At 63.8% G+C, this 24,147-nt stretch carries 24 protein-coding genes and 1 tRNA gene; 12 read left to right on the top strand and 13 right to left on the bottom strand.

What is annotated here, in order from left to right; all coding sequences use genetic code 11:
* Entirely contained in the window at positions 1-1,353 is a 1,353-nt protein-coding gene (locus LPA37_RS10485; RefSeq protein WP_229012511.1) for an ABC transporter ATP-binding protein, read from the top strand.
* A 139-nt stretch (positions 1,354-1,492) separates the two neighbouring features.
* On the opposite strand, the gene LPA37_RS10480 is transcribed toward LPA37_RS10485, so the two are convergent.
* The 3 genes from LPA37_RS10480 to LPA37_RS10470 all read right to left on the bottom strand — a co-directional run bounded on the left by LPA37_RS10480 (position 1,493) and on the right by LPA37_RS10470 (position 3,863).
* Entirely contained in the window at positions 1,493-2,020 is a 528-nt protein-coding gene (locus LPA37_RS10480) for a hypothetical protein (protein ID WP_228973979.1), read from the bottom strand.
* Positions 2,017-2,586: a hypothetical protein gene (locus tag LPA37_RS10475; protein WP_229012510.1), complete on the bottom strand. Its 570-nt coding sequence runs from the start codon at positions 2,584-2,586 to the stop codon at positions 2,017-2,019. Before LPA37_RS10475 ends, LPA37_RS10480 begins: the two co-directional genes overlap by 4 nt.
* A gap of 221 nt (positions 2,587-2,807) precedes the next feature.
* On the bottom strand, positions 2,808-3,863 hold the full coding sequence (locus tag LPA37_RS10470) for a sigma-54 interaction domain-containing protein (protein ID WP_229012509.1): 1,056 nt from the start codon (positions 3,861-3,863) through the stop codon (positions 2,808-2,810).
* A 466-nt stretch (positions 3,864-4,329) separates the two neighbouring features.
* On the opposite strand from LPA37_RS10470, the gene LPA37_RS10465 reads away from it, so the two are divergent.
* The 6 genes from LPA37_RS10465 (at position 4,330) to otsA (ending at position 9,369) form a co-directional block, all read left to right on the top strand.
* On the top strand, positions 4,330-4,647 hold the full coding sequence (locus tag LPA37_RS10465) for a DUF883 family protein (RefSeq protein ID WP_229012508.1): 318 nt from the start codon (positions 4,330-4,332) through the stop codon (positions 4,645-4,647).
* 143 nt (positions 4,648-4,790) lie between these two features.
* Entirely contained in the window at positions 4,791-5,090 is a 300-nt protein-coding gene (locus LPA37_RS10460) for a hypothetical protein (protein WP_228973985.1), read from the top strand.
* Between the two features lie 436 nt (positions 5,091-5,526).
* Positions 5,527-6,933, top strand: a complete 1,407-nt coding sequence (locus LPA37_RS10455; RefSeq protein ID WP_229012507.1) for a sigma-54-dependent transcriptional regulator — start codon at positions 5,527-5,529, stop codon at positions 6,931-6,933.
* Positions 6,934-7,119: 186 nt separating this feature from the next.
* Positions 7,120-7,305, top strand: coding sequence for a hypothetical protein (locus LPA37_RS10450; RefSeq protein WP_229012544.1), 186 nt, complete (start codon positions 7,120-7,122; stop codon positions 7,303-7,305).
* A gap of 162 nt (positions 7,306-7,467) precedes the next feature.
* Entirely contained in the window at positions 7,468-7,695 is a 228-nt protein-coding gene (locus tag LPA37_RS10445) for a hypothetical protein (RefSeq protein WP_229012506.1), read from the top strand.
* A 249-nt stretch (positions 7,696-7,944) separates the two neighbouring features.
* Entirely contained in the window at positions 7,945-9,369 is a 1,425-nt protein-coding gene (gene otsA, locus LPA37_RS10440) for an alpha,alpha-trehalose-phosphate synthase (UDP-forming) (RefSeq protein ID WP_228973994.1), read from the top strand.
* A gap of 63 nt (positions 9,370-9,432) precedes the next feature.
* Here the strand turns inward: otsA and LPA37_RS10435 are convergent, their stop codons facing one another.
* From LPA37_RS10435 to LPA37_RS10415, 5 genes are all read right to left on the bottom strand, one after another.
* The gene (locus tag LPA37_RS10435) at positions 9,433-10,800 is read right to left on the bottom strand and encodes an MFS transporter (RefSeq protein ID WP_229012505.1); all 1,368 of its coding nucleotides are present in this window, start codon (positions 10,798-10,800) and stop codon (positions 9,433-9,435) included.
* Between the two features lie 244 nt (positions 10,801-11,044).
* Entirely contained in the window at positions 11,045-11,548 is a 504-nt protein-coding gene (locus LPA37_RS10430) for a YbhB/YbcL family Raf kinase inhibitor-like protein (RefSeq protein ID WP_228973999.1), read from the bottom strand.
* 170 nt (positions 11,549-11,718) lie between these two features.
* Entirely contained in the window at positions 11,719-12,201 is a 483-nt protein-coding gene (locus LPA37_RS10425; RefSeq protein WP_229012504.1) for a very short patch repair endonuclease, read from the bottom strand.
* Positions 12,201-13,484 (bottom strand): DNA (cytosine-5-)-methyltransferase, encoded by a 1,284-nt coding sequence (gene dcm, locus LPA37_RS10420; RefSeq protein ID WP_229012503.1) that lies wholly within the window; start codon positions 13,482-13,484, stop codon positions 12,201-12,203. The genes LPA37_RS10425 and dcm overlap by 1 nt, the downstream gene beginning before the upstream one ends.
* A 219-nt stretch (positions 13,485-13,703) precedes the next feature.
* On the bottom strand, positions 13,704-14,027 hold the full coding sequence (locus LPA37_RS10415; RefSeq protein WP_229012502.1) for a hypothetical protein: 324 nt from the start codon (positions 14,025-14,027) through the stop codon (positions 13,704-13,706).
* A 146-nt stretch (positions 14,028-14,173) separates the two neighbouring features.
* On the opposite strand from LPA37_RS10415, the gene LPA37_RS10410 reads away from it, so the two are divergent.
* Positions 14,174-14,365, top strand: coding sequence for a CsbD family protein (locus LPA37_RS10410; protein ID WP_228974008.1), 192 nt, complete (start codon positions 14,174-14,176; stop codon positions 14,363-14,365).
* Between the two features lie 226 nt (positions 14,366-14,591).
* Here the strand turns inward: LPA37_RS10410 and LPA37_RS10405 are convergent, their stop codons facing one another.
* From LPA37_RS10405 to LPA37_RS10390, 4 genes are all read right to left on the bottom strand, one after another.
* Positions 14,592-14,870 carry a hypothetical protein gene (locus tag LPA37_RS10405; RefSeq protein ID WP_228974010.1) on the bottom strand — a complete coding sequence of 93 codons (279 nt, stop codon included), beginning with the start codon at positions 14,868-14,870 and terminating at the stop codon, positions 14,592-14,594.
* Positions 14,871-14,983: 113 nt separating this feature from the next.
* Positions 14,984-15,289, bottom strand: coding sequence for a hypothetical protein (locus tag LPA37_RS10400; RefSeq protein WP_229012501.1), 306 nt, complete (start codon positions 15,287-15,289; stop codon positions 14,984-14,986).
* Positions 15,290-15,470: 181 nt separating this feature from the next.
* Positions 15,471-15,737 carry a hypothetical protein gene (locus tag LPA37_RS10395; RefSeq protein ID WP_407672510.1) on the bottom strand — a complete coding sequence of 89 codons (267 nt, stop codon included), beginning with the start codon at positions 15,735-15,737 and terminating at the stop codon, positions 15,471-15,473.
* A 112-nt stretch (positions 15,738-15,849) separates the two neighbouring features.
* Positions 15,850-15,924, bottom strand: a tRNA-Arg gene (locus LPA37_RS10390).
* Between the two features lie 238 nt (positions 15,925-16,162).
* On the opposite strand from LPA37_RS10390, the gene LPA37_RS10385 reads away from it, so the two are divergent.
* Entirely contained in the window at positions 16,163-16,897 is a 735-nt protein-coding gene (locus LPA37_RS10385) for a class I SAM-dependent DNA methyltransferase (protein WP_229012500.1), read from the top strand.
* A 64-nt stretch (positions 16,898-16,961) separates the two neighbouring features.
* Here LPA37_RS10385 and LPA37_RS10380 read toward each other — a convergent pair whose 3' ends face one another.
* Positions 16,962-17,144 carry a rubredoxin gene (locus LPA37_RS10380; protein ID WP_090531559.1) on the bottom strand — a complete coding sequence of 61 codons (183 nt, stop codon included), beginning with the start codon at positions 17,142-17,144 and terminating at the stop codon, positions 16,962-16,964.
* 348 nt (positions 17,145-17,492) lie between these two features.
* Between LPA37_RS10380 and LPA37_RS10375 the strand changes: the two genes are divergently transcribed.
* The 3 genes from LPA37_RS10375 (at position 17,493) to parC (ending at position 24,124) form a co-directional block, all read left to right on the top strand.
* On the top strand, positions 17,493-19,418 hold the full coding sequence (locus LPA37_RS10375) for an ATP-binding cassette domain-containing protein (protein ID WP_228974017.1): 1,926 nt from the start codon (positions 17,493-17,495) through the stop codon (positions 19,416-19,418).
* Positions 19,419-19,747: 329 nt separating this feature from the next.
* Positions 19,748-21,733 (top strand): DNA topoisomerase IV subunit B, encoded by a 1,986-nt coding sequence (locus LPA37_RS10370; protein ID WP_228974019.1) that lies wholly within the window; start codon positions 19,748-19,750, stop codon positions 21,731-21,733.
* Positions 21,734-21,805: 72 nt separating this feature from the next.
* The gene (gene parC, locus LPA37_RS10365; RefSeq protein ID WP_229012499.1) at positions 21,806-24,124 is read left to right on the top strand and encodes a DNA topoisomerase IV subunit A; all 2,319 of its coding nucleotides are present in this window, start codon (positions 21,806-21,808) and stop codon (positions 24,122-24,124) included.
* Positions 24,125-24,147: the final 23 nt, after the last annotated feature.

Below are 24,147 nucleotides of genomic sequence, written 5' to 3'. Positions count from 1 at the left end.
ATGCAAAACCCGAAAGCCGTAGCCGCCGCGCAGATGCAGATGCAGCCGACGCCGCCCATGCCGCCCCGTCCCGGCGAGGAGATCCTGCGCGTCAAGGACGTGTGCCGTGGCTTTAACAAGACGCAGGGCGAACTGCTCGTTCTCGACGACGCGAACCTGTCGCTGCGCGAAGGCGAGATCGTGGGTCTGCTGGGCCGCTCGGGCTCGGGCAAATCGACGCTGCTGCGGATCATCGCGGGCCTGATCGAGCCGACCGACGGCGAAGTCACGTATATGGGCAAGCCGCTCGACGGCCCCGCCAAGGGCGTCGCGATGGTGTTCCAGACCTTCGCGCTGTTCCCGTGGCTGACCGTCTTGCAGAACGTCGAAGCCGGGCTCGAAGCGCAGGGTGTCGCCGCGCGCGAGCGCCGCGAGCGCGCGCTGGCCGCGATCGATCTGATCGGTCTCGACGGTTTCGAGAACGCGTATCCGCGCGAGCTGTCGGGCGGGATGCGCCAGCGCGTGGGCTTTGCGCGCGCGCTCGTCGTCGACCCGACGCTGCTGCTGATGGACGAGCCGTTCTCCGCGCTCGACGTGCTGACCGCCGAAACCCTGCGTACCGATTTGCTGGATCTGTGGACACAGGGGCGCATGCCGATCAAGTCGGTGCTGATCGTCACGCACAACATCGAGGAAGCGGTGTTCATGTGCGACCGGATTCTCGTGCTGTCGTCGAATCCGGGCCGCGTGATCGCCGAGATCAAGGTGCCATTCAAGCATCCGCGTAACCGTCTCGACCCGGCGTTCCGGCGCCTCGTCGACGAAATCTACGCGAAGATGACCGCCCGCCAGACAGGCGAAGCAACCCGCAAGGGGCTGGAGTGGAGCAGCTGGCTGCCGCATGTGTCGACCAACCTGATGGCCGGCCTGATCGAGACGCTGGCTGCCGCGCCGTATCACGGCCGCGCCGACATGCCGGAAATCGCGCGCTCGCTGCATCTGGAGGTCGACGATCTGTTTCCGGTCGCCGAAGTGCTGCAACATCTCGGCTTCGCCGATGTGCGCGAAGGCGACATTTTCCTGACGCCGCCGGCGCGCGTGTTCTCGGAGTTCGGCACGCAGGAACGCAAGATGATGTTCGCCGAGCATCTGCTGCGTCACGTGCCGCTCGCCGCGCGGATCAAGAAGGTGCTGAACGAGCGCCCGGGGCATCGCGCGCCGCGCGTGCGCTTCGAGCAGGAGCTGGAGGATTTTCTCTCCGACAAGGCCGCCGAGGAGACGCTCGACGCCGTCATCAACTGGGGCCGTTATGGCGAGATCTTCTCGTATAACGACCAGACCGAAATCTTCAGTCTGGAAGACGTCGAGTCCTGATTTGCGGCGGGCGTGACCTGGAAATCTCCGGGAAAAGCCCGCTGTGCCCGGAAGCAGAAAGGCCGTGCGGTTCGTCATCGAACCCTGCACGGCCTTTTTTTATCCGCGATGCAAACGCCGCAAAGCGACGCGGCGAACGTTATTGCAGATTGCCCCAGCGATCGACGGCCGGTTCGGCCAGCGCCCACTTCCAGCCCTTGTCCTGACCTTGCTGGCACGCGCTGCCGGTGTACCAGGCTTCGTGTGCGCCGGGATCGTCGCCGTCCTGCACGGAGAACACGAAGTCCTTGCAGCTCGCGAGCGCCGACGTGAACGCACGCGTCACGCGAACGTGGCCGTGGCCGTTTTCGACGGGCATCGCGTGCTTGACGCTCCACGAGCGCGTCTCGCCGATGGCCAATGTGCCCGCGAGTGCCGCGATCAGGTTCTGCTGGTCCGTATGCATGTCGCGCATGTAGTTCTTGACGACCTCGTCGGTCGCGGCCTGCACCGCGATGCCGACGCCGATCCCGACTGCCGGGTTTACCGTGACGATACCGGTGGCGACGCCCGCCGCCGCACCGCTCGCGGCGCCGACCGATGCCGACGAACAGCCGCCCGTCAACACGCTGGCGCCCGCACAGACGGCGGCCGCCAGCGCGAGCCGTACGCTTGCGGCCGCGCTCATTGCAGCGCGCCCCAGCGTTCGGTGGCCGGTTCCGCCGACGCCCATTTCCACGCGGCGCCGTCACGGCAGATCGATGCGACGTAAAACCCCGTGCTGGCCGGCACGTTCTGCGTGGCGGCCTTGTCGACGGAGAAGACGATTTCCTTGCAGTCGAGCGCGCCGGTGCTGATCGTGCGGCTGACGGTGACGCGGCCGTGCTCGTCCTCTTCGATCGGCACCGAATGCGTGACACTCCACGGCGCGACGGCGCCGACGTCGAGCGGGCCGGCCGCCTGCGCGATGTGGTCCTGCGTATCGCGATGAACGACGCGCTGCGAGTACTGCACGCCGGCACGCGCCGCGGCGACGGCGCCAAGGCCGATGCCGGTCGCGACGGCTGCATTGCTGGTGATACTGGAAGCGATGGCGGCGCCGGCGACACCGGCACCGGCGGTCGCGCCTTCTGAATAGAGCGAGTTGCATCCGCTCAAGCTCACTGTCGCGACGATGGCGAGCGTCGCTAGCGCGGAGAGCGTCGAAAAACGCTTCCGCTGGGCGTCATGAGCCCGATGCATCCTGATCGTCATTCCCTGTCTTGCTCCTGCTTGCGACGTCTGCCGGTATGCCACGCGCTTCGCGCAGCAACAGCCAGACGACGCGTTATTTACGTCTTTTCTTGCCGCAGCATTTTGCAGGATGCGTTTTGTAAATGGCAGGAGAAAAGTGCAAGCAATTGCAAATCCTGATGCACGTCAACGAAGTTTCTGAAAAGACGCGAACATCCGGTGCGCGATGACCGGACTACGGCTTACTCGTTTTCCTCTTCGACGCCGTTTTCGCTGCCGTACGTACCGAGCCGGTTGTACAGCGTCTTCAGGCTCACGCCGAGCGCCTTCGCGGCACGACGCTTGTCGCCGCCACAGTACTTGAGCGTGCCGAGAATGATCTGCTTTTGCGCGTCCGCGAGCGGCGTGCCGATCCACACGCTCATCGCATCGCCTTGCGTCACGGGTTTCCTCACGCGCGACGCAAGATGCGGATGCGGCAGCTCGACCGTTTTTTCCGCGAGGATGAACGCCCGGTACACCGCGTTTTTCAGTTCGCGCACGTTGCCCGGCCACGACCATGTCCGCAGCGTTTCGATGGCGCGCTTGCTGAACGTCTTGCCCGTGCCTTCCTGCTGGTTCATCGACGCGAGAAAGTAATGCGCGAGCAGTTCGCGATCGTTCTCGCGCTCGCGCAGCGGCGGTGCGCGCAGCGGAAACACGGCGAGGCGATACATCAGGTCCTCGCGCAGCCCGTTCTCCTTCATCGCGACCACCGGATCGCGGTTGGTCGCGGCGATCACACGCACGTCGGCACGAATCAGCTCGCTTCCGCCCACTCGAAAGAACGTGCCGGTCTCGAGCGCGCGCAACAGTTTCACCTGACGCACCGGCGCCATCTCGGTGATTTCGTCGAGGAACAGCGTGCCGCCGTTCGCATGCTCGAAGTAACCGATGCGTCCCTGCACCGCGCCCGTGAAGCTGCCTTTCTCGTGGCCGAAGAGTTCGGCTTCGATCAGCTCGTCGGGAATCGCGCCGCAGTTCACGGCGATGAACGGCGCATCGCGGCGTGCGCTCTGGTCGTGAATCGTGCGGGCGACCAGTTCCTTGCCGGTGCCGGATTCACCGATGATCAACGCGGTTGCGTCGGTTGCCGCGACGCGTTCAATCTGCTCATACAGTTCGAGCATCACGGGCGACGAGCCGTACAGCAGGCCATAGGACCTGAGACCGGCCACCTCGCCGGGGATGCGTTGCTTCGTCTGCGCCGGACCGCCGCCCGGGGCGACAGCGGGCGAGTCCAGATCGATTGACGCCATAAACAGGATGTCCCGCAAAAATGTTCTTCGTTGTAGCGACGCCTGCCCGCACGATCCGCGAACCGCGCCAGTTCAATATCTCGTAAATGCGATTTAACCACTCGCGCGCCTTGCACCGCAATGTGCGCGACCGCATGAGGACGATCAAACGGCTGTTTGCGCCCGTCAAATGGCGACGCGATCGATAAACGGTACTAACGACATATTTGTCATGAGCGATCGGCAATATCGACCGGAACATGGGATTGCGAAAACGCGGGGTGGATGGGCTGGAACTCGTCCGCGGGAAATCGATCGACTTAAGAGAGCCGGCAAAAGGCAGGGCGGGCGCGCGGATTGCGAGAGCCTCAACTGCATGGCGTCGGCGCCGCCTTGAGGTCGAGGGCACGACAACACGATTTGCGGACGCGGCGAATTCCCGCGGTTTTCCCGCGCGGTTATCCGGACAACGAGGAGCGTTTTGATCATGAGCGACACCACGATGCAGCTTGCGCTTGGCAGGCAAAAAATTGTCGAGGACCTGCGGGTGCTGGTGACAGATTCCGAAGAAATGCTGCGACTGGCGACGGCCGTGTCGGGCGAGGGTGTCGACGCGCTGCGTGAACGGTTGCGCACGCATGTCGATTCGCTGCAGCTTGCGCTGGGCGACGCGCAGTCGGTTGCAAAGCAGCGCTATCGCGTGGCCGCCGACAACGCCGATCGCTACGTTCGCGACAATCCGTGGGAGGCGGTCGGCATCGGCGCGGGGATTGGTTTTTTGCTGGGCGTTCTGGCGGTGCGTTGATTTGAACGACGGCGATTGGGTGGCGCGCTGCACATGATCCGCCTGCTTCGCGCCATGCGGTCTGGCGGGCGGATCACGCCGGTGTTGGCGCAGGCGTTCGCTTCGATCTGATTTTCCGGATTTGCGATGAAGAGGAGTTCGACATGGCACGACCCAGAATAGGTATTTTCGGCACGTTGGTGGCAGCCGGCGGGATTCTCGCGTGGCGCTGGTCGCAGCAGCGACGCCGCGCCGCGCAGGTTCCCTTGAGCCGCGATCTGAGCCGCTGGGAAGGGGAAGGCGGTAGCATCGCCACACCCGCGCAACCCGCAGCCGCCACAGCGAATACCGCCGGCAACGGCGGCGCTGCAAACGGCATGCAGAGCGGTGCCGCGAACGGCGCGACGAACGGTACAGGGCATCCGGCGGGTGCAGGCGAGCCCTGGCCTTTTCCGCATGGCTGAGCGGTGATTTCCGGTTGAACGCCGCGAGACGATTAGCGGGTCTTGCGGCGCTCTGGCATGAGGCCGCGTCGTGCGGGGTTGGCCAGATAGCCGGGCTGGCTTCTCCGCGCTTTCTCGCCATAAGATAGAGGCGTGTGGCCGAAGTAAAGCCGTACAATAGACAAATCCACAACAATGAGGCGTTCAGGCTGGCTCGCATCCGCCGATTGTTGCGCAGACGCACCTGGTCTTCGTCCCGATTCGATCATCGATCCGGATTGCTGCTCGCTCTGATCGAACCCGGGTCGCGACGCCAGATCTCGAATCCTGGCCGGAAACCAGCGCACACCCGTCGTGCGGTTCGTGCAACGCGCGACGCGTCGGGCATGCTGCCACCGGCGGATTTCACGCGTCTGACGATGCGAACATCCAGCGCTTCCCACGCTTGCGAGACGCAATGCCACACGTATTGATTGTCGACGACGATCCAGGTACCCGCGAGGCGCTCGCTACCATCATCGCGGAAGACGGTTTGACTACGGTCACGGCCGGCGATCTGCGTGAAGCGCGCATCCAGCTCGTCCGGCAAACGCCGGACGTGATTTTCACCGACCTCAAACTGCCTGACGGCAGTGGCGTCGAGCTCTTCGAGGATCTCGATCCGCAGTCGGGCGTCGAGGTCATCGTCATTACGGGGCACGCGACAGTCGAGTCGGCCGTGAACGCGCTGAAAATGGGCGCGACCGACTATCTGGTCAAACCCATCAACATGCAGCGCGTGAAGGCGATTCTGAGCCGCCTGCCGCGCGCCGGCGATCTGAAAGCCGAAATCGGCAACCTGCGCGGCGAACTGCGACGCATGGGCCGCTTCGGTCTGATGCTCGGCAATTCGCCTGCGATGCAGGAGGTTTACGACCAGATCAGCCGGGTCGCGCCGACGGCTGCGTCGGTGATGCTGGTCGGCGAATCGGGCACGGGCAAGGAAGTCGCCGCACAGACCGTGCACCAGTTGAGTCTGCGTCGCAAGCACGCGTTTCTCGCGGTGAACTGCGGCGCCATCTCGCCGAACCTGATCGAATCCGAAATGTTCGGTCATGAGCGCGGCTCGTTCACGGGCGCCGACCGTCAGCACAAGGGCTATTTCGAGCGCGCGAACGGCGGCACGCTGTTCCTCGACGAGATCACCGAAATGCCGGTCGAGTTGCAGGTGAAACTGCTGCGCGTGCTGGAAACCGGCATGTTCATGCGTGTCGGCACAACGAGAGAGATCGAAACCGACGTGCGCCTGATCGCCGCGACGAATCGCGATCCGGAGCAGGCCGTGCTCGAAGGCAAGCTGCGCCTCGACCTGTATCACCGGTTGAACGTGTTTCCGATCGGCCTGCCGCCATTGCGCGAGCGTGGCAAGGATGTCGACCTGCTCGCGCAGGCCTTCCTCGATGAACTGAACGAACGTCACAGCACGAAAAAGCACTTCCCGCAGGCGGTGAAGGACATGTTCATGTCGTATCCGTGGCCCGGCAACGTACGCGAACTGAAGAACTATGTGCAGCGCGCGCACATCATGTCCGGCGCGGAATCCGACAGCACGGCGACAGTGCCGCTGCAGATCTCGCTGTCGAAGCCGGCAGCGGGCACGACGGTGACGATACCGTTCGGCACCTCGCTTGCCGAAGCCGACCGTCAGCTGATTCTCGCGACGCTTGAACAATGCGGCGGCGTGAAAACGCGCGCGGCGGAGATTCTCGGCATCAGCCTGAAGACGCTGTACAACCGCCTCGTCGAATACGGTAACGACGCGAGCCGTCTCGCCGAAGGCGAAGCGGACGACGAGTCCCGCGCACTGGGCGATGCGAATGCCTGAACGCACAGCGCTGGTGTAGCGCTGGTGCGTGCGCGGAGAACTGAAACGGGCCGTCTTGCACAATGGCGCTCCGTTTTGCATTGAGCGATGAGGGGACGTGGACCGCGGACGGCACATCGCTTGCTGATGAAAGTGTACGACTCGAACGAGGAGACTTTCATGCCTGAACGCTGCGCCGCTCTATCCATGCTGAATGCCACACCGGATCCCGCGATGATCGCGCATCGACCCGAGCCCGTCGAGCCGCCGTCGACACCCGAGGAGCCGGACACCGTCCCCGATCCGACGCGCGAACCGACGATTCCCGACACGCCGCCGATCGGCGACCCGCCGCCAGCGCCGAACGAAGCGCCGCACGTCAACGTGCATTAACACCTGTGGTATCGCGTGCCCCGCCGGCTCGACTCGCAGGGCAGGCGCATTTAGGTACTTGTTACAAGTCGGCCTGAGTTTTTACCGGCAATTTGCCACGCCGGGCTCTAGACTAGGGTGATGCCACCGTTCGTGTGGCGGCCTTCCAGTGGAGGCATCGAGATGAGACATCCCGCCTTGCGGCGCTCCGCGCGCCATTCGAAGCGCGACGCACGTCCTGCCAACGCCGCCGGTAGCGGCACGGGTGAGTCGCCCACAACAGGCCCCGATCCGGCCACGCAGAATCGCCCCGCGCCCCCCACGCCGCTGGACGGCGACCACAATCAGGGCGGCGTGCGTCCGGAAGGGCTCGACTATCAGCGCGACCTCGGTTCCGAACAGGACGCCTGAGCGCGGCTCGACTGAAACCACGACATGCACTGCGTGGCGAATTTGCCCGCGCAACGCAGGCGGCAACGTCAAGAAGCCCGGAAGACGAAAAAATTTCTGTGCGATGTGAATTGCACCGCATGCTTTTACTCGTTCATTGCATTTTCATAAATTTTTCTTCCAGTTTTGCGAAACCGGGCATATGACTTGCATGCACCGTGAAAGCTGAATCCCCCGCATGCAACGCATAACTGAATGAGGTGGAGCTGAATGAGCAGATTGATCGTGGTATCGAATCGTGTCGCGCCGACCCAGGAGGGCCGTCCGGCCGCTGGCGGGCTTGCGATCGGCGTGCTCGACGCGCTGAAGGAAACCGGTGGTGTGTGGTTCGGCTGGAGTGGCGAGACCGTCAGTGAACCGTCGGCGCCCGTCATCGAAAAGCAGGGCAACGTGACGTACGCCACCGTCGGTCTCACGAAGCGCGACTACGACCAGTATTACCGTGGTTTCTCGAACGCCACGTTGTGGCCGACCTTCCACTATCGCAACGACCTGTCGCGCTACGACCGGCAGGAATACTCGGGTTATCTGCGCGTCAACGTGACGCTCGCGAAGCAGTTGAAGGCGCTGCTCAGGCCCGACGACATCATCTGGGTGCATGACTACCATCTGCTGCCGTTCGCGCGCTGCCTGCGCGATCTCGGCGTGAAGAATCCGGTGGGCTTCTTCCTGCACATTCCGTTTCCGGTGCCCGAGGTGCTGCGCACCGTGCCGCCGCACGAAGAACTCGTGAAGTGCATGTGCAGTTACGACGTCGTCGGCTTCCAGACCGATGCGGATCGCCAGTCGTTCGTCGATTACATCGAGCGCGGGCAGCATGGCACGTCGAGCGAAGACGGCATGGTGCACGCGTACGACCGCTTCCTGAAAGTCGGCGCCTATCCGATCGGCATCTATCCGGATGCGATTGCGAAAGCCGCCGAACAGTTCACCGATCGCAAGCCGGTTCGCAGCCTGCGTGATGGTATGCGCGGACGCAAGCTGATCATGAGCGTCGACCGGCTTGATTATTCGAAGGGGCTTGTCGAGCGTTTTCAGGCGTTCGAGCGTCTGCTGCTGAACGCGCCGGGCTGGCATGGCCGCGTGTCGCTCGTGCAGATCGCGCCGCCGACGCGCTCCGACGTATCGACCTATCAGCGCATCCGTCAGACGCTGGAAGGCGAAGCGGGGCGCATCAACGGCCGTTTTGCGCAGCTCGACTGGACGCCGATCCAGTACCTGAACCGCAAGTACGAACGCAATCTGCTGATGGCGCTATTCCGTCAGTCGCAGGTCGGTTACGTGACGCCGCTGCGCGACGGGATGAACCTCGTCGCGAAGGAATACGTCGCTTCGCAGGATCCGGCCGACCCGGGCGTGCTCGTGCTGTCGCAATTCGCCGGTGCCGCCGGGCAGTTGCCGGGCGCGCTGGTCGTCAATCCGTTCGATCTGTCGCAGATGGCCGAAGCGCTGGAGCGCGCACTGTCGATGCCGCTCGCGGAACGTCAGGCGCGTCACGCGGACATGATGGCGCCGCTGCGCGAGAACAATCTTTCCGTGTGGCGGGATAACTTTCTCGCCGATTTGCGCAGCGTGGCGACGGCTTCGTCGATGACCGCGAAGGCGGTAAAGCTCGCGCACGCGCCGGCGAACTAGAAGCCCGAAGCCCGGCGTGCGGCCCGAAAGAAAAGCGAGGATGGATCTGCTCGGCGGCAGCAATCAGGTCGAAGCGGTCGCCCCGCGCTGCACGACCCGCAACATGCTGACCGCCGCCGCGACGATCGCAAAGGTCGCCGCGACGTAGAGCGCGATCGTCGGTCCGCGTTGCGGCGCCACGCCGAAGATCAGCGCCACGAGCGCCGCGCCGAGCGTTTGCCCGGTCAGGCGCGCCGTGCCGAGCATGCCGCTTGCGCCGCCGCTGCGCGAGCGCGGCGCGGACGACAGCATCGCGCGGTTGTTCGGCGACTGGAAGAGCCCAAAGCCCGCGCCGCACACGGTCATGCGCCACGCGATGGCGAGCGGTTCCGGATGCGCGTCGAGCGTGGCGAGCAGCAATAGTCCGCAGGTCATCGTGATGAGCCCGATGCCGCCCAGAATGCCCGCTGAATAGCGATCCGAGAGCACGCCTGCAAGCGGCGCCGCGAAGACGATGATGAGCGGCCACGGCGTCATCAGCAGACCGGTCTGCACCTGCGTGAGCCCGAACGTGTCCTGCATCAGAAACGGCAGCGAGACGAACGCCAGCATCTGCGCGGCGAACGAACAGATCGACGTGCCGATCGACAGCGCGAAGATCGGGATTTTCAGCAGATCGACGGGCAGGAGCGGCGCGGGCCGATCGAGCTGCCGCCGCACGAAGAAGTAGCCGATCACCCCGGCCGCGACGAGTTCCGCCAGCACATAGCCGCGATGCTCGCCGTGACCCAGGCCGTCGATGGCGAAGATCAGCAGGCCGAACACGAACGCGTTCATCACCGCGCTCAGGAAATCGTAGGGTGCGTTGTGCGGCGTATTGCGCGGCAGCGCCTTCAGCCCGCCGGCGAACGCCGCGATGCCGATCGGCACGTTGATCGCGAACAGCCACGGCCACGTCGCGACGGAGAGCACCGCGGAAGCGACCGTCGGCCCGACCGCCGACGACACCGCGACCACCATCGCGTTGATCGAGATGCCGCGCCCGAGATGTTCGGGCGGATAGATCATGCGTATGAGCGCGGTGTTGACGCTCATGATGCCGGCCGCGCCGAAGCCCTGGATCACGCGGGCGAAGGCGAGCGCCGGCAGCGAGGTGGCGAGCGCGCAGCCGAGCGACGAGACCGTGAAGAGCGCGAGGCCCGCCATATACACGCGCCGGTAACCGATGCGATCGCCAAGCGAGGCAAGCGGCAGCAGCGAGATGGTGATGACCAGCTGATACGCGTTGATGACCCAGATCGAGCCAGCGGCGCTTGCATGCAGATGTCGCGCGATCGTCGGAAGCGCGACGTTGGCGATGGCGCTGTCGAGCACGGAAAGGGTGAGGCCGAGCGCCACGACGAGGATTGCGCTGTAACGTTGCGGAAGAGGCAGGCCTTGTTCTGGATTCATCGGCACGGGCCGTTACCGTTAGTAAGCAAACGCCGGATTGTACGAAACCCGCCTTACAGGAAGGTTGTGCGCGCATCGTTTTTGTCGCTGGCGCCAGGCTGTGCGGCGTGCGCATAATCTGGCCCGACGCCGGGGTAATGCAGCACAACCGGCAAACGGACGGCAGGCGCCATGAGGCGTGTCAACGGGGCCGCCGTCCGTTTTACCCTGCCGTGACGTCTGACGTCGACGCCTGTCCGGCAAGCTACTTCAGTTCGTACAGGCCCGTGTAAGTCGTCGAATCGATTTCGTTCAGATGCGTCATGAATCGCGCGACCGCGTTCGTCACCTCGGCGTTGATCGGCAGATGCGCCACCTTCAGTGCATGCAGACGGAAAATGTAGCGGTGCGGCTTGTCGCCACGCGGCGGCGCCGCGCCGCCGAAACCCGGCGTGCCGTAGTCGTTGCGCACCTGGAGCGCGCCCTGCGGCAGCAGACTGCCGTCGGCCTTGCCGGCGTTGCGCGGCAACGACCGCGCTTCGGGCGGAAGGTTGACGATCACCCAGTGCCAGAAGCCGCTTCCCGTCGGCGCATCCGGATCGTAGACGGTGAGGGCGAAGCTTTGCGTGTCGGCGGGCGGCGCGTCCCATTGCAGGGCGGGGGAAATGTTCTCGCCGTCGACGCCGAACGATTTGTCGTTGAATTCCTGCGCTTTGTGCATGAAGCCGTTAGCCGGAAACTCATCGGACCAGAGTCGGAAATCAGCCATCGGATGCCTCCTTCAAGGAAAGTTCTTGAGATGGAACGGACGCTGCCTCGCGCTCGCACATACGGCGCGTGATGACTCGCGATGCGCTGATCGAGTGTAGCACCGCGAGTCTTTGCTGCTGTGCCGCAAAGCGTTGTGCGACGCTCATGAGGGCGCGCCTGGGCGCCGCTTCAGAGGCTCAGTTCGAGTGTGTCGTGAGCGTTGCTGCCCGACGTGGGCTTTCCCGCGCCACGCTCTTCCTGCAACCAGTCGGCGAGACGCTGGACCACGCCGTCGACGTCCCGGTTCGCGCCACGCAATGCGCATTCCCATACGATCGCCACGCGCCAGCCGGCCGCGTGCAACGCCTCCACGGCGCGCTCGTCGTTGCTGCGGTTGCGGCCGATCTTCTCGCGCCAGAATTCGGGGCGCGTCTGTGGCCATTTGAAGAGATGACAGCCGTGGCCGTGCCAGAAGCAGCCATGCACGAACACCGCCGCCCGATAGCGCGGCAGGACAATGTCCGGACGACCCGGCAGATCGCGCACGTCGATCCGGAAGCGAAAACCGCGTCGATGCAGCAGGCTGCGAACCAGGCGCTCAGGTTTCGTGTTGCGCCCGCGAATGCCGGACATCATCCGGCTTCGCGTCGCGGCGTCGACGACGTCGACCATCAGGCGACCAGCGCGATGTCCTGCGGCGGCGTGGCGTCGGGTTCGCCGTTGCCGGACAGTAACGCTTCCACATGCGGCGTCATGATGCGCGCCACTTCCTGCATGACCGGCATCACGACGCTGTTGCCGAACTGCCGGTAAGCCTGCGTATCGCTGACGGGAATGCGATACGTGTCGGGAAAGCCCATCAGGCGCGCGCATTCTCGCGGCGTGAGGCGCCGCGGCCGCTGGCCTTCGCCCTGATGGACGAGAATCTCGGAGCCGTCCTTGTGATAACGCGCCGACAGCGTGCGCGTGACGCTGTCCGGATACGCCATGCCGAAACCGAAGCCGTTGCCGGCCGCGCGATGCTTCTGGGCGTACTGCTGCAGATAGGCCCACAGCTTCGGCGTGAGCGTGTATTTCGGTTGCACGCAGCGCGCCGCGTGATCGAAGAAGCGCCCTTCGTCCCACGGCAGGTGCGGCTCGCCGCCGTCGGTGCGATGCAGGATCGACGCGAGCCGCGGACCCTGTTCTGGCAGACGCAGGTCGTCCCAGGAAAACGACGTCCTGCCGCGAAAGCCCACGATGATGATCCGCTCACGATGTTGCGGCGTGAAATGCTGGCCGTCGACCACGCGGTAATGCACTTCGTAGCCGAGCTCGTCGCGCAACGTCTGCAGGATCACGTCGAACGTGCGTCCCTTGTCGTGCGACAGCAGGTTCTTCACATTTTCGAGCAGGAATGCAGCGGGACGCTTCGCGGCGATGATCCGCGCGACGTCGAAAAAGAGCGTGCCCTGTGTCGTGCACTCGAAACCATGCGGCCGGCCGAGCGCGTTTTTCTTGCTGACGCCCGCGATTGAAAACGGCTGGCAGGGAAAGCCGCCGAGCAGGATGTCGTGGGCGGGCACGTCTTCCGCGGGAAACGACACGATGTCGCCGACGAACGTGTGATCCGCGCCATGGTTTTCGAGGTACGTCTTCTTCGAAAAATCGTTCCACTCGCTCGTGAACACGCATTCGCCGCCCTGTGCCTCGAAGCCCATGCGGATGCCGCCGATGCCGGCGAACAGATCGATGAAGGAGAAGCGCGCAGGCGTGCCGGCGCGCCGGGCGCTACCAGCGCCGCCGGTGGCGAGCAGCAGGCGCAGCGCCGGGCCGAGCATGGCCGGACAGGGCGTTTCGCCTTTTTCCCAGCGCCGGACGGTCTTGATGTCCTTGCCGACGTGATCGGCGATCTCTCGTTGCGTGTAGCGGGCGCGAGCCTGCGCGAGCAGGGCTGGCAGCGTGGCCTGAGTCACTATCGGTCCTTGCTGGGGATTTTTGCGGACATTATGACCTGGACGCGTCCCTTTTTTGATATGCGAACCGATGATGGCGAAAAAACTGGCGATTGCAGCTTCGCGGTTTGACGTGCGCGAGTCAGGGGTGGATATACGGTTGCGACGGCGTTCAGGCGGCGGGGTAGCTGGCGCATGGTCCCGCTGTGGACGCAGCGGGCGGGGCGTGACGCCTGCGATTTATCCCTGAACGAAGCAGGTAGCGCCAGGTGTCACGGTGTTCGCGTTGGCGGCGTCGACGAGATGCACGACAGGCGGGCGGTCGCGAAGCGGGAAGTATTCGAGTTGAAGCAGCAGGCTGTCGATGGCGCGAAGCTGACCCTTGGTCAGGAAATCGGCGTCGAGCAGCGTATGAAGACGCTGTCGCCAGTACGAGGCGGGCAGGATCGGACCGCCGAGATCGCCCTGAAGTGCCGGTCGCATGACACGCGCGATATGCGCGATGTCCTGATCGATCAGCGTGGCCTGAAAAGAGCCGCTGCGGGCGAAGGATGTGCGGTCCATAACCGGTTAACGGCACCGGCAATCAATGCTTTAGGGTTCGCGGGTGGCGACATGGCTTTTTCCTCGGCAAGGCTGGGCACAGCAGTTGCTGTTATCCGGGCACTGGCGCACATCCGCGCTGGCATTCTGTACGACGGGAGCCGGACATGAACAAGGATCAAGTGAAGGGTGTGGCGGAAAAGGTGAAGGGCAAGGTCAACGAGACTGTCGGCCACGCAACCGGCGATACCGCTCAGGAAGTAAAGGGCGATGTCCAGCAGGCCGCGGGCGAGGTGCGCAAGGCCTATGGCGACGCGAAGGAAAACGTCAAGGACAATGCGAAGCGCAATACCCCGTAGCGTACGGCTGACCGGATTGCTTTAACCCAGGCAGGCCGGCTGGAAAAGGCGCTCCGGCGCCTTTTTTCAATGTGGCCGGTTGAACGTCGACTCAGTTCAGCATCAGCGCGATCGCGCTGAGAACGACAATGATCATCAGAGCGGCGGCCGCCACGATGTTGTAAGGGTAGGTCATGTGATTGAAAAACAGGGAACGTGGCGCGGACACCGCGTGGACGATCTGGTTTTAGCCCGCATTGCTGGCCGCTTCGGGTCCGCTGTCGCTACGCGCGGCGCTTTCGAGGAAACGGCGTGTTGCTTCGAACGATGCCAGCATCTGCTCCGGCCACGGTTTTTGCAGCATCAACGCCTGATGTTGTTCGAACGCCGTCGTGAGTTCGCTGAGCAGCTCGGGCGACTTCAGATGACGGATCAGAACGTGAAGGGCGATGGCGGTAGCCTGGCTTGCACCGGCGGTCTGCATGCCGGAAACGGTCAGTGCGGCGATTTGTTTGCTGGTGTCCACGGGACTCCTTGCTGATGGGGAAAATAGATGGCCCTCCGGCCAGTAGCCCCGTATTTTGACACCGAAGCCGTGTGCGTTTCAGGCACGAAGGCGTCGCAGGTCGTATTCGTGCGTTATGTCGCGCAGGCGTTGCGGCGCCTGCGCGCGCTCATGCGGGACGCCGGCGTCACGTCTGCGGGGCAGACCGCCGTTTCGCCCGCGGCCTTGCGTGCCTGATCGCGGTCGTAGTGATCCAGTTCCAGCAGCAGGCTGTCGATGGCGCACAACTGCGCTTTCGTCACGTGCCACGCATCGAGCAGATGATGCAGACGGTTGCGCCAGTACGACGTCGGCAGGATCGGGCCGCCGGCGTCGCGATGCAGCGACGGCCGCATGACACGTGCGATGTGTGCAATGTCGTGGTCGATCAAAGTAACCATTGGAAGGCCCCGTCGTGTTCGTAGCGCGGCGATCAGATATCGCGATGGATGAAGCGTAACGGGACGTGAGCGCGCGCGATCCGGCGATCAGAGGGCGGTTAGTTCGCCAGTTCGGCAGGTACAAGGCGTGGACACCGCGAAGATGGTACGCGGTGGTTCCCCAGACAGGCCGCGGGACTGCTTAATGCCCATGACCGCCATGGCCGCCGCCATGTCCACCGCCGTGGCCGCCTTCCCAGTGCCCGTGCCCATAGCCGTGGTCCCAGTCGCCATGGTGGTAGTCCCCATGATGGTAGCCACCGCCACCGCCCCCCCATATGTTGATGCTGCCGTAGCCATAGGCAGGCACATAGTCGGGGCCATAAGCGTATCCGGGGGCGGCGTATCCGTAGCCGTAGCCCGCGGGGTATGCGACGCAGCCCGACAGCGCGGCGAATAATCCGATCATTAATGTGAGCCTGATCATGATGTGCCCCTCCTCTTATATAGGGAGAGACGCAGGCGATCGAAGTTCGAAAGGAATTGTGACCGGGGGTTACGGGGCTTCGCAAGAAGCTAATTGGTCCCCCTGACAGGAATCGAACCTGTATCTAGCGCTTAGGAGGCACTTGTTCTATCCATTGAACTACAGGGAGATGGAACCCTACGCGGCGAGGCGAATGACCCGCATGTTCCGCAACCGCTACGTTCCTAAGTGACCCATCGTAGCTGGAACCGCGTTGATTCGTGCAGCGTGGAGGCGATATCGTCGCGCTGGACGGTCCGCTCTCACGCGGGCAGGAATCGCGCCGCAGGGGCCAGAGTATAGCAAACGCGCCTCGCGGCGAGAATGGCCCTGCGCGGCGCACGACACGCTGCCGTTATGATCTTGCGATGACCCTCTACAGCGACCCACGCCTCGTCGATCTGTACGACGCGCTCAATCCCGCCGCCGCCGACACGGCGTTCTACCTCCACCTCGCGCAATCCCTCGACGCTGCGCGGGTGCTCGATATCGGCTGCGGAACGGGCCTGTTGACCTGCGCGCTCGCCGACCGGGGGCATGACGTGACCGGCGTCGATCCGTCAGCGGCGATGCTGGCGGTCGCGCGCAGCCGTGCGGGCGGCGAGCAGGTCAGGTGGCTCGAGGGCGACGCGCACGCGGCGCGTTCAGTCGACGCCGATCTTGCGTTGATGACAGGGCACGTCGCGCAGGTTTTCGTCGACGATACGAGCTGGCGGCAGACGCTTTCGGCTGCATACGACGCGTTGCGACCGGGCGGCTGCCTTGCTTTCGAGAGCCGCAATCCGGCGCGCGAACCCTGGCGCGCGTGGACGCCAGAGGCGTCACGCCGGTGCATCGAATCGCAGAAATATGGGCGGGTCGACGTGTGGCATCGGGTTGTCGACGTCACGGGAGAACGCGTACGGTTTGCCACCCACTACCGGTTCGAGCGCGATGACGAGGAGATCGTCGCCGAAAGCGGATTGCGGTTTCGTAGCCAGACCGCACTGGAGAACACGCTCCGCGAAGCGGGCTTCGTTTCGATGAACTGGTATGGCGGCTGGTCGCGCGAACCTGTGGATGCCGCCAGCCGGGAACTCGTGGTGGTGGCGATGCGCGACTGACGGGGAAAGCGGAGAGACTCAAGACAAGACGGGGCGCCGGCAAAACCCGCGGCGCGCGACAGCTTCAGAACTCGACGACGGTGAACTCCGCCTTGCCCACATCGCACAGCGGGCAGCGCCAGTCTTCCGGGATCTCGGCGAAACGCGTTCCCGCCGCGATGCCTTCTTCCGGCAGACCCTCTTCCTCGTTGTAGATCCAGCCGCAAATCAGGCAGACCCAGCTTTTGTATTCAATGACTTCGCTCACGACGTACTCTTTCTTCAGATCAATGCAATGGTCCGCGCGTTCTGCCCCTTTTCCGGTCAGGGCGCGGCGAGCCGCAATCTTACCGGAATTCGTCTGAACCCCCGGCGCAGCGGCGTTGCAGGGCGCGATTCCGCGTGCCGGCAAAGGGCCGCCGCGTGCACACGGAATGTTCTCGCGCCCACTGTGAGCCGGCCGTTTCACCCGGGTTAGTCGTGCCATTCTGTGCGCACCGGCCTCGCGAATTCAATCTGGCCAGACGGGCTATGCCATCCGGCCGGGATGCGTTCAACCGCGCGACCGGTACAATGGGCAGTTCCGATTCATCGCAGTCTTCTTTCCTTTCTCCCCATGTCGCTTTACACCATTACCGGAGCGCAACTGGCGTTCGGTCACGTCGCGTTGCTCGATCACGCCGATTTCTCTCTCGAAGCGGGGGAGCGCGTCGGGCTGATTGGCCGCAACGGCGCGGGCAAGTCGTCGCTGCTCAAGATCGTTGCCGATCTCACGAAGCCCGATGACGGCCTCGTCACGCGTCAGCAAAGCCTCACTACGGTCTATGTGCCGCAGGAACCCGAGTTCGACATCGACATGTCGGTGTTCGACGCCGTCGCGGCCGGCCTGATCGATGCGCGCGCGTTGCTCGACCAATACGACGTCGTCGCCCATGCCCTCGCGGAAACGCCGGAAGGCGAGCAGCACGACGCGCTGCTCGCACGCATGAACACGCTGCAGTCCTCGCTCGATACGACCGATGCGTGGAGCTGGCGCACGCGCGTATCCACGACGCTCGCGCAGATCGGGCTCGATGGCGAAGCGCGCGTGGGCGCGCTGTCGGGCGGCATGCAGAAACGCGTGGCGCTCGCGCGTGCGCTGGTTGTACAGCCTGACGTCCTGCTGCTCGACGAGCCGACCAACCACCTCGACTTCGACGGTATCCGCTGGCTTGAGGAACTCCTGGTCTCACAACGTGCCGGGCTGCTGTTCATCACCCACGATCGCGCGTTTCTCGATCGTGTCGCCACGCGCATCGTCGAACTCGATCGCGGGCGTCTGCTGTCGTATCCGGGCAACTTTTCGGCGTACCAGACGCGCAAGGCGCAGCAACTGGAAGTCGAACGGATCGAAAACGAAAAGGCCGACAAGCTGCTGGCGCAGGAAGAAGTGTGGATCCGCAAGGGCGTCGAGGCGCGGCGCACACGCAGCGTCGGGCGCATTGCGCGGCTCGTGCAGATGCGTAACGAGCGCGCCGAGCGGCGAAATTCGCTCGGCAACGTCAGGCTCGACGTGGGGCAAGGCGAGAAATCCGGCAAGATCGTCGCCGAACTGACGGATGTGACGAAGCGCTACGGCTCGCGCACCGTGGTCGACGGTTTCTCGGCCAGTGTCATGCGTGGCGACAAGATCGGTTTCATCGGGCCGAACGGCGCGGGCAAGACCACGCTGCTGAAGCTGATTCTCGGCGAACTGACGCCGGACGAAGGCAAGGTGCGCATCGGCACGAATCTCCAGGTCGCGTATTTCGACCAGATGCGCGCGCAGCTCGACCTGGACAAAAGCCTTGGCGATACGATCAGCCCGGGCAGCGAGTGGGTGGAAGTCAATGGCACGAAGAAGCACGTGATGAGCTATCTCGGCGACTTCCTGTTCGCGCCAGAGCGTGCCCGCTCGCCGGTGAAGTCGCTGTCGGGCGGCGAGCGCAACCGTCTGCTGCTCGCACGGTTGTTTGCAAGGCCGGCAAACGTGCTGGTGCTCGACGAACCGACCAACGACCTCGACATTCCCACGCTCGAACTGCTCGAAGAACTGTTGACCGACTACGACGGCACGGTTCTGCTCGTCAGTCACGACCGGGCGTTCCTCGATAACGTCGCGACGTCGGTGATCGCGTCGGAAGGCGAGGGGCGGTGGCGGGAATACGTCGGCGGCTTTACCGACTGGCAGATTCAACGCGAGCGCTCGCTAAAGCTCGCGCAGGGCGAAGCGCCGAAAGATCCGGCAAAAGACGTCGCGGCGAAAGACAGCGGGGCGGGGCGCAACGCGCAGCGCACGGTCAAGCTGTCGTTCAAGGAGCAGCGCGAACTGGAGTCGTTGCCGCAGCAGATCGCCGCGCTCGAGGCGGAGCAGAAAACGATCGGCGCGCAACTCGAGGATGGTTCGATCTTCGCGAAGGACGCTCAGGAAGGCACGCGCCTGACCGGGCGCTATGCGGAAATCGACAACGAACTGCTGACGGTCCTCGAGCGTTGGGAAGAGCTGGAGGCGAAGCGCAAGTAAGCGTCGCCAGGTTTTGTACGTGCCGCAGGCGAGATGCGACGCCAGTACCCAGCCAGACGGCTAACGCCTGCATCATCAAATTGCCGTGCGTATTGAAATCAGTAAAATACCCCGCGAACGCATCTGCGACCATACTACCGGGCCGTCGATGCAGGCGGCAGGCAACCGGTTGTCGCAGCACGAACAGTTAATAAAGGCACTGCCTCAATGGCAGGCACATTGATTCACCCCGTTGTTTCGTTTCGCTTTTTTTGAAAATTCAACGGTTTGTCCACGCAGATGTCCACAGGACCTGTGGACAATGATGAACCGACGGACCACAGCAAGCCATGTCTACGAAAAAGCCAAACGCCGCATATAGCGAAGCGTCGATCAAGGTGCTGAAGGGCCTGGAGCCGGTCAAGCAACGGCCCGGCATGTACACCCGCACCGAAAATCCGCTGCACATCATTCAGGAAGCCATCGATAACGCCGCCGACGAAGCGCTCGGCGGCTATGGTCGCCAGATCATCGTCACGCTGCACACCGACCAGTCCGTGTCCGTCGAAGACGACGCACGTGGCATTCCGTTCGGCATGCATCCGGAAGAAGGTGTGCCGGTCGTCGAAATCGTGTTTACACGTCTGCATGCGGGCGGCAAGTTCGACAAGGCGTCCGGCGGCGCGTACACGTTCTCGGGCGGCTTGCACGGCGTCGGCGTGTCGGTCACGAACGCACTGTCCACGCGCCTTGACGTCACCGTCTGGCGCGACGGCAAGATCGCCGAACTCGGCTTTGCCGACGGCGACGTCGTCAAGCCGCTCGAAGTGCGTCCCGCCCAGCGCGGCGACAAGAAGTCCGGCACGCGCGTGCGCGCCTGGGCCAACCCGAAATATTTCGACTCGGCGAACCTGCCGGTCGGCGAACTGCAACGCCTGCTGCGATCGAAAGCGGTGTTGTTGCCGGGTGTCGAAGTCACGCTTATCAACGAGAAAACCGGCGAGCAGCAAAGCTGGAAGTATGAAGATGGTCTGCGCGGCTATCTGCTCGAAGGCATGGCGGGCAGCGATCTGCTGATTCCGCTCTTCGAAGGCGAGCGTTATGCGGAAAACTCGCGCTCGAACGAAGAAACCTTCGCGGAAGGCGAGGGCGCCGCATGGGTTGTCGCGTGGAGCGAGGAGGGGTCACTCACGCGCGAGTCCTACGTCAATCTGATTCCGACGCCTGCGGGCGGCACGCACGAATCGGGTTTGCGCGAAGGGCTGTTCCAGGCGGTGAAGAGCTTCGTCGAAATGCACAACCTGCAACCGAAGGGCGTGAAGCTGCTCGCTGAAGACGTGTTCGCGCGCGTGTCGTTCGTGCTGTCGGCGAAGGTGCTGGACCCGCAGTTTCAAGGTCAGATCAAGGAGCGGCTGAACAGTCGTGATGCCGTCAAGCTGGTGTCGTCATTCGCACGTCCGGCGCTTGAGTTGTGGCTGAACCAGCACGTCGAGCACGGCAAGAAGCTCGCCGACCTCGTCATCAAGCAGGCGCAGGCGCGTACGCGCGCCGGGCAGAAGGTCGAGAAGCGCAAGAGCTCGGGCGTGGCGGTGTTGCCAGGCAAGCTGACCGATTGCGAATCGACGGAAATCGGCCGCAACGAACTGTTCCTCGTCGAAGGCGATTCGGCCGGCGGTTCGGCCAAGATGGGCCGCGACAAGGAGTATCAGGCCATTCTGCCGCTGCGCGGCAAGGTGCTGAACACGTGGGAGACCGAGCGCGACCGGCTCTTCGCCAATAACGAAGTGCACGACATTTCGGTGGCAATCGGCGTCGATCCGCATGGCCCCGACGACAAGATCGATCTGTCGAATCTGCGCTACGGCAAGATCTGCATCCTGTCGGACGCGGACGTCGACGGCGCACATATCCAGGTGTTGCTGCTCACGCTCTTCTTCAAGCATTTCCCGCAGCTGATCGAGCGCGGCCATGTATGCGTGGCGCGTCCGCCGCTCTTTCGTGTCGACGCGCCCGCGCGCGGCAAGAAGCCCGCGCAGAAGCTGTACGCGCTCGACGAAGGCGAACTCGAAGCGATTCTGGACAAGTTGCGCAAGGACGGCGTACGTGAATCGCAGTGGACAATCAGTCGCTTCAAGGGCCTCGGCGAAATGAGCGCCGAGCAGCTATGGGACACCACGATGAACCCGGACACCCGGCGTCTTTCTCCGGTCGCGCTGGGCGCGCTCGATTTCGACGCGACCGTCGCACGCATGACGATGCTGATGGGCAAGGGCGAAGCGGCGTCGCGCCGCAGCTGGCTCGAAGAGAAGGGCAACGACGTCGAAGCGGATATCTGAGCGAGCGCGCTGACGCATCCCGGCATCCCGCGAGCGCATGCCCTCACGCAAAAAAACGGACACGACATCCAGATGGACGATAACACTCCCGATCTTTTCACCGAAGCGGTACCGGCCGACGATTTCCTGACGCTTGGCAACTACGCGGAACGTGCGTACCTCGACTACGCGGTGAGCGTGGTGAAGGGTCGCGCGCTGCCCGACGTCTGCGATGGCCAGAAGCCCGTGCAGCGCCGCATCCTGTTCGCGATGAACGAGATGGGTCTCGCCGACAATGCGAAGCCGGTCAAGTCGGCGCGCGTCGTCGGCGACGTGCTGGGCAAGTATCACCCGCACGGCGACCAGTCGGCCTATGACGCGCTCGTGCGGCTCGCGCAGGACTTTTCGATGCGTTATCCGCTGATCGACGGCCAGGGCAACTTCGGTTCGCGCGACGGCGACGGCGCGGCGGCCATGCGTTACACCGAGGCGCGCCTCACGCCGATCGCAAAGCTGCTGCTCGATGAAATCAACCAGGGCACGGTCGATTTCATGCCGAACTACGACGGCTCGTTCGAAGAGCCGAAGCTGTTGCCGGCGCGCCTGCCGTTCGTGCTGCTGAATGGCGCGTCCGGTATCGCGGTGGGGCTCGCGACGGAAATCCCGTCGCACAACCTGCGCGAAGTAGCGGCGGCGGCGGTGGCGATGATCCGCAACCCGAGGCTCTCGCACGCCGAAGTGATGCAGCTCGTGCCGGGCCCCGATTTTCCGGGCGGCGGCCAGATCATCTCCAGCGAGGCGGAAATCGCCGCCGCGTACGAAACCGGCCGCGGCAGCCTGAAGGTGCGCGCGCGCTGGAAAATCGAAGAGATGGCACGCGGGCAGTGGCAGGTCGTCTTCACCGAATTGCCGCCGAACACGTCCGGCCAGAAGGTGCTCGAGGAAATCGAGGAGCAGACCAACCCGAAGATCAAGCTCGGCAAGAAAACGCTCACGCCCGAACAGTTGCAGACGAAGCAGACGATGCTGGCGCTGCTCGATGCCGTGCGCGACGAATCGGGCAAGGACGCGCCGGTGCGCCTTGTGTTCGAACCGAAGTCGAGCCGCATCGACCAGACCGAGTTCGTCAACACGCTGCTCGCGCATACGAGCCTGGAATCGAATGCGTCGCTGAATCTGGTGATGGTCGGCGCCGACGGCAGGCCGCGCCAGAAAGGCATCAGCGAAATCCTCGGCGAGTGGATCGGCTTCCGTTTCGCGACAGTCACGCGCCGTACGCGGCATCGTCTGATGAAGGTCGACGACCGGATTCATATTCTCGAAGGCCGGATGATCGTCTTCCTGAATATCGATGAAGTCATCCGGATCATTCGCGAGTCGGACGAACCCAAGTCCGCGCTGATCTCGGCGTTTGGCCTGTCGGATCGCCAGGCGGAAGACATTCTTGAGATTCGTCTGCGTCAACTGGCACGGCTTGAGAAGATCAAGATCGAGAAGGAACTGTCCGAATTGCGTGACGAGAAGGCGAAGCTCGAGGAACTGCTCGGCAGCGAACCGGCGATGAAGCGTCTGCTCATCAAGGAAATCGAAGGCGACGCGAAGCAGTACGGCGACGAGCGCCGCACGCTGATCCAGCAGGAAAAGCGCGCGACGTTCGAAGCGCGTGTCGTCGATGAACCGGTCACGGTGGTGGTGTCGCAAAAGGGCTGGGTGCGTGCACTGAAGGGGCATGCACTCGATCCGGCCGGCTTCACGTTCAAGGCCGGCGACGGCCTGTATGCGGCGTTCCAGTGCCGCACGCCGGATATGCTGATCGCGTGGGGCAGCAAGGGTCGCGTCTATTCCGTACCGGTCGCGATGCTGCCGGGCGGGCGCGGCGATGGCGTGCCGGTCACGTCGCTGATCGAACTCGAATCGGGCACGCATCTGATGCACTACTATGCGGCTCCGGCCGATCAGGCGTTGCTGCTCGCTTCGAGCAACGGCTTTGGTTTTGTCGCGAAGGTCGGCGACATGGTGAGCCGCGTGAAGGCCGGCAAGTCGTTCATGACGATCGACGAAGGCGCGACACCGCTCGCGCCGATGCCGATGCTGCCGGATGCGACACAGGTGGCGTGTCTGTCGGGGGGAGGGCGTTTGCTGGTGTTCGGCTTCGACGAGATGAAGACGCTTTCCGGCGGCGGACGCGGCGTCATACTGATCGCGCTCGACGACAAGGAAGCGCTCGTGCAGGCGCTGGCGATCGGCAAGGCTGGTGTTGTCCTGCAGGGCACGGGGCGCGGCGGCAGGCAGCAGGAGGAAACGCTGGCTGGCGCGGCGCTGGCACCGCACGTGGGCAAGCGGGCACGCAAGGGCCGCGCGCCGGACACGAAGCTGAAGGTGCAGGCGATGAGGCCGGCGCTGGCGGGCTAGGCGCTGTCGAGAACGCCGGCTAT

This window comes from Paraburkholderia gardini (assembly GCF_907164545.1).
In the GTDB taxonomy this organism is placed as follows: Bacteria; Pseudomonadota; Gammaproteobacteria; order Burkholderiales; family Burkholderiaceae; genus Paraburkholderia; species Paraburkholderia gardini.
Note: the sequence above shows the minus strand (reverse complement) of the source record. Positions and strands in the feature narration are given on the sequence as shown.

What these genes read in the sequence shown, in the direction of transcription:
- LPA37_RS10485 (WP_229012511.1), top strand. Translation starts at nt 1, where the DNA reads ATGCAAAACCCGAAAGCCGTAGCCGCCGCGCAGATGCAGATGCAGCCG.
- LPA37_RS10480 (WP_228973979.1), bottom strand. Translation starts at nt 2,020, where the DNA reads ATGAGCGCGGCCGCAAGCGTACGGCTCGCGCTGGCGGCCGCCGTCTGT.
- LPA37_RS10475 (WP_229012510.1), bottom strand. Translation starts at nt 2,586, where the DNA reads ATGACGATCAGGATGCATCGGGCTCATGACGCCCAGCGGAAGCGTTTT.
- LPA37_RS10470 (WP_229012509.1), bottom strand. Translation starts at nt 3,863, where the DNA reads ATGGCGTCAATCGATCTGGACTCGCCCGCTGTCGCCCCGGGCGGCGGT.
- LPA37_RS10465 (WP_229012508.1), top strand. Translation starts at nt 4,330, where the DNA reads ATGAGCGACACCACGATGCAGCTTGCGCTTGGCAGGCAAAAAATTGTC.
- LPA37_RS10460 (WP_228973985.1), top strand. Translation starts at nt 4,791, where the DNA reads ATGGCACGACCCAGAATAGGTATTTTCGGCACGTTGGTGGCAGCCGGC.
- LPA37_RS10455 (WP_229012507.1), top strand. Translation starts at nt 5,527, where the DNA reads ATGCCACACGTATTGATTGTCGACGACGATCCAGGTACCCGCGAGGCG.
- LPA37_RS10450 (WP_229012544.1), top strand. Translation starts at nt 7,120, where the DNA reads ATGCTGAATGCCACACCGGATCCCGCGATGATCGCGCATCGACCCGAG.
- LPA37_RS10445 (WP_229012506.1), top strand. Translation starts at nt 7,468, where the DNA reads ATGAGACATCCCGCCTTGCGGCGCTCCGCGCGCCATTCGAAGCGCGAC.
- otsA (WP_228973994.1), top strand. Translation starts at nt 7,945, where the DNA reads ATGAGCAGATTGATCGTGGTATCGAATCGTGTCGCGCCGACCCAGGAG.
- LPA37_RS10435 (WP_229012505.1), bottom strand. Translation starts at nt 10,800, where the DNA reads ATGAATCCAGAACAAGGCCTGCCTCTTCCGCAACGTTACAGCGCAATC.
- LPA37_RS10430 (WP_228973999.1), bottom strand. Translation starts at nt 11,548, where the DNA reads ATGGCTGATTTCCGACTCTGGTCCGATGAGTTTCCGGCTAACGGCTTC.
- LPA37_RS10425 (WP_229012504.1), bottom strand. Translation starts at nt 12,201, where the DNA reads ATGGTCGACGTCGTCGACGCCGCGACGCGAAGCCGGATGATGTCCGGC.
- LPA37_RS10415 (WP_229012502.1), bottom strand. Translation starts at nt 14,027, where the DNA reads ATGGACCGCACATCCTTCGCCCGCAGCGGCTCTTTTCAGGCCACGCTG.
- LPA37_RS10410 (WP_228974008.1), top strand. Translation starts at nt 14,174, where the DNA reads ATGAACAAGGATCAAGTGAAGGGTGTGGCGGAAAAGGTGAAGGGCAAG.
- LPA37_RS10400 (WP_229012501.1), bottom strand. Translation starts at nt 15,289, where the DNA reads ATGGTTACTTTGATCGACCACGACATTGCACACATCGCACGTGTCATG.
- LPA37_RS10395 (WP_407672510.1), bottom strand. Translation starts at nt 15,737, where the DNA reads ATGATCGGATTATTCGCCGCGCTGTCGGGCTGCGTCGCATACCCCGCG.
- LPA37_RS10385 (WP_229012500.1), top strand. Translation starts at nt 16,163, where the DNA reads ATGACCCTCTACAGCGACCCACGCCTCGTCGATCTGTACGACGCGCTC.
- LPA37_RS10375 (WP_228974017.1), top strand. Translation starts at nt 17,493, where the DNA reads ATGTCGCTTTACACCATTACCGGAGCGCAACTGGCGTTCGGTCACGTC.
- LPA37_RS10370 (WP_228974019.1), top strand. Translation starts at nt 19,748, where the DNA reads ATGTCTACGAAAAAGCCAAACGCCGCATATAGCGAAGCGTCGATCAAG.
- parC (WP_229012499.1), top strand. Translation starts at nt 21,806, where the DNA reads ATGGACGATAACACTCCCGATCTTTTCACCGAAGCGGTACCGGCCGAC.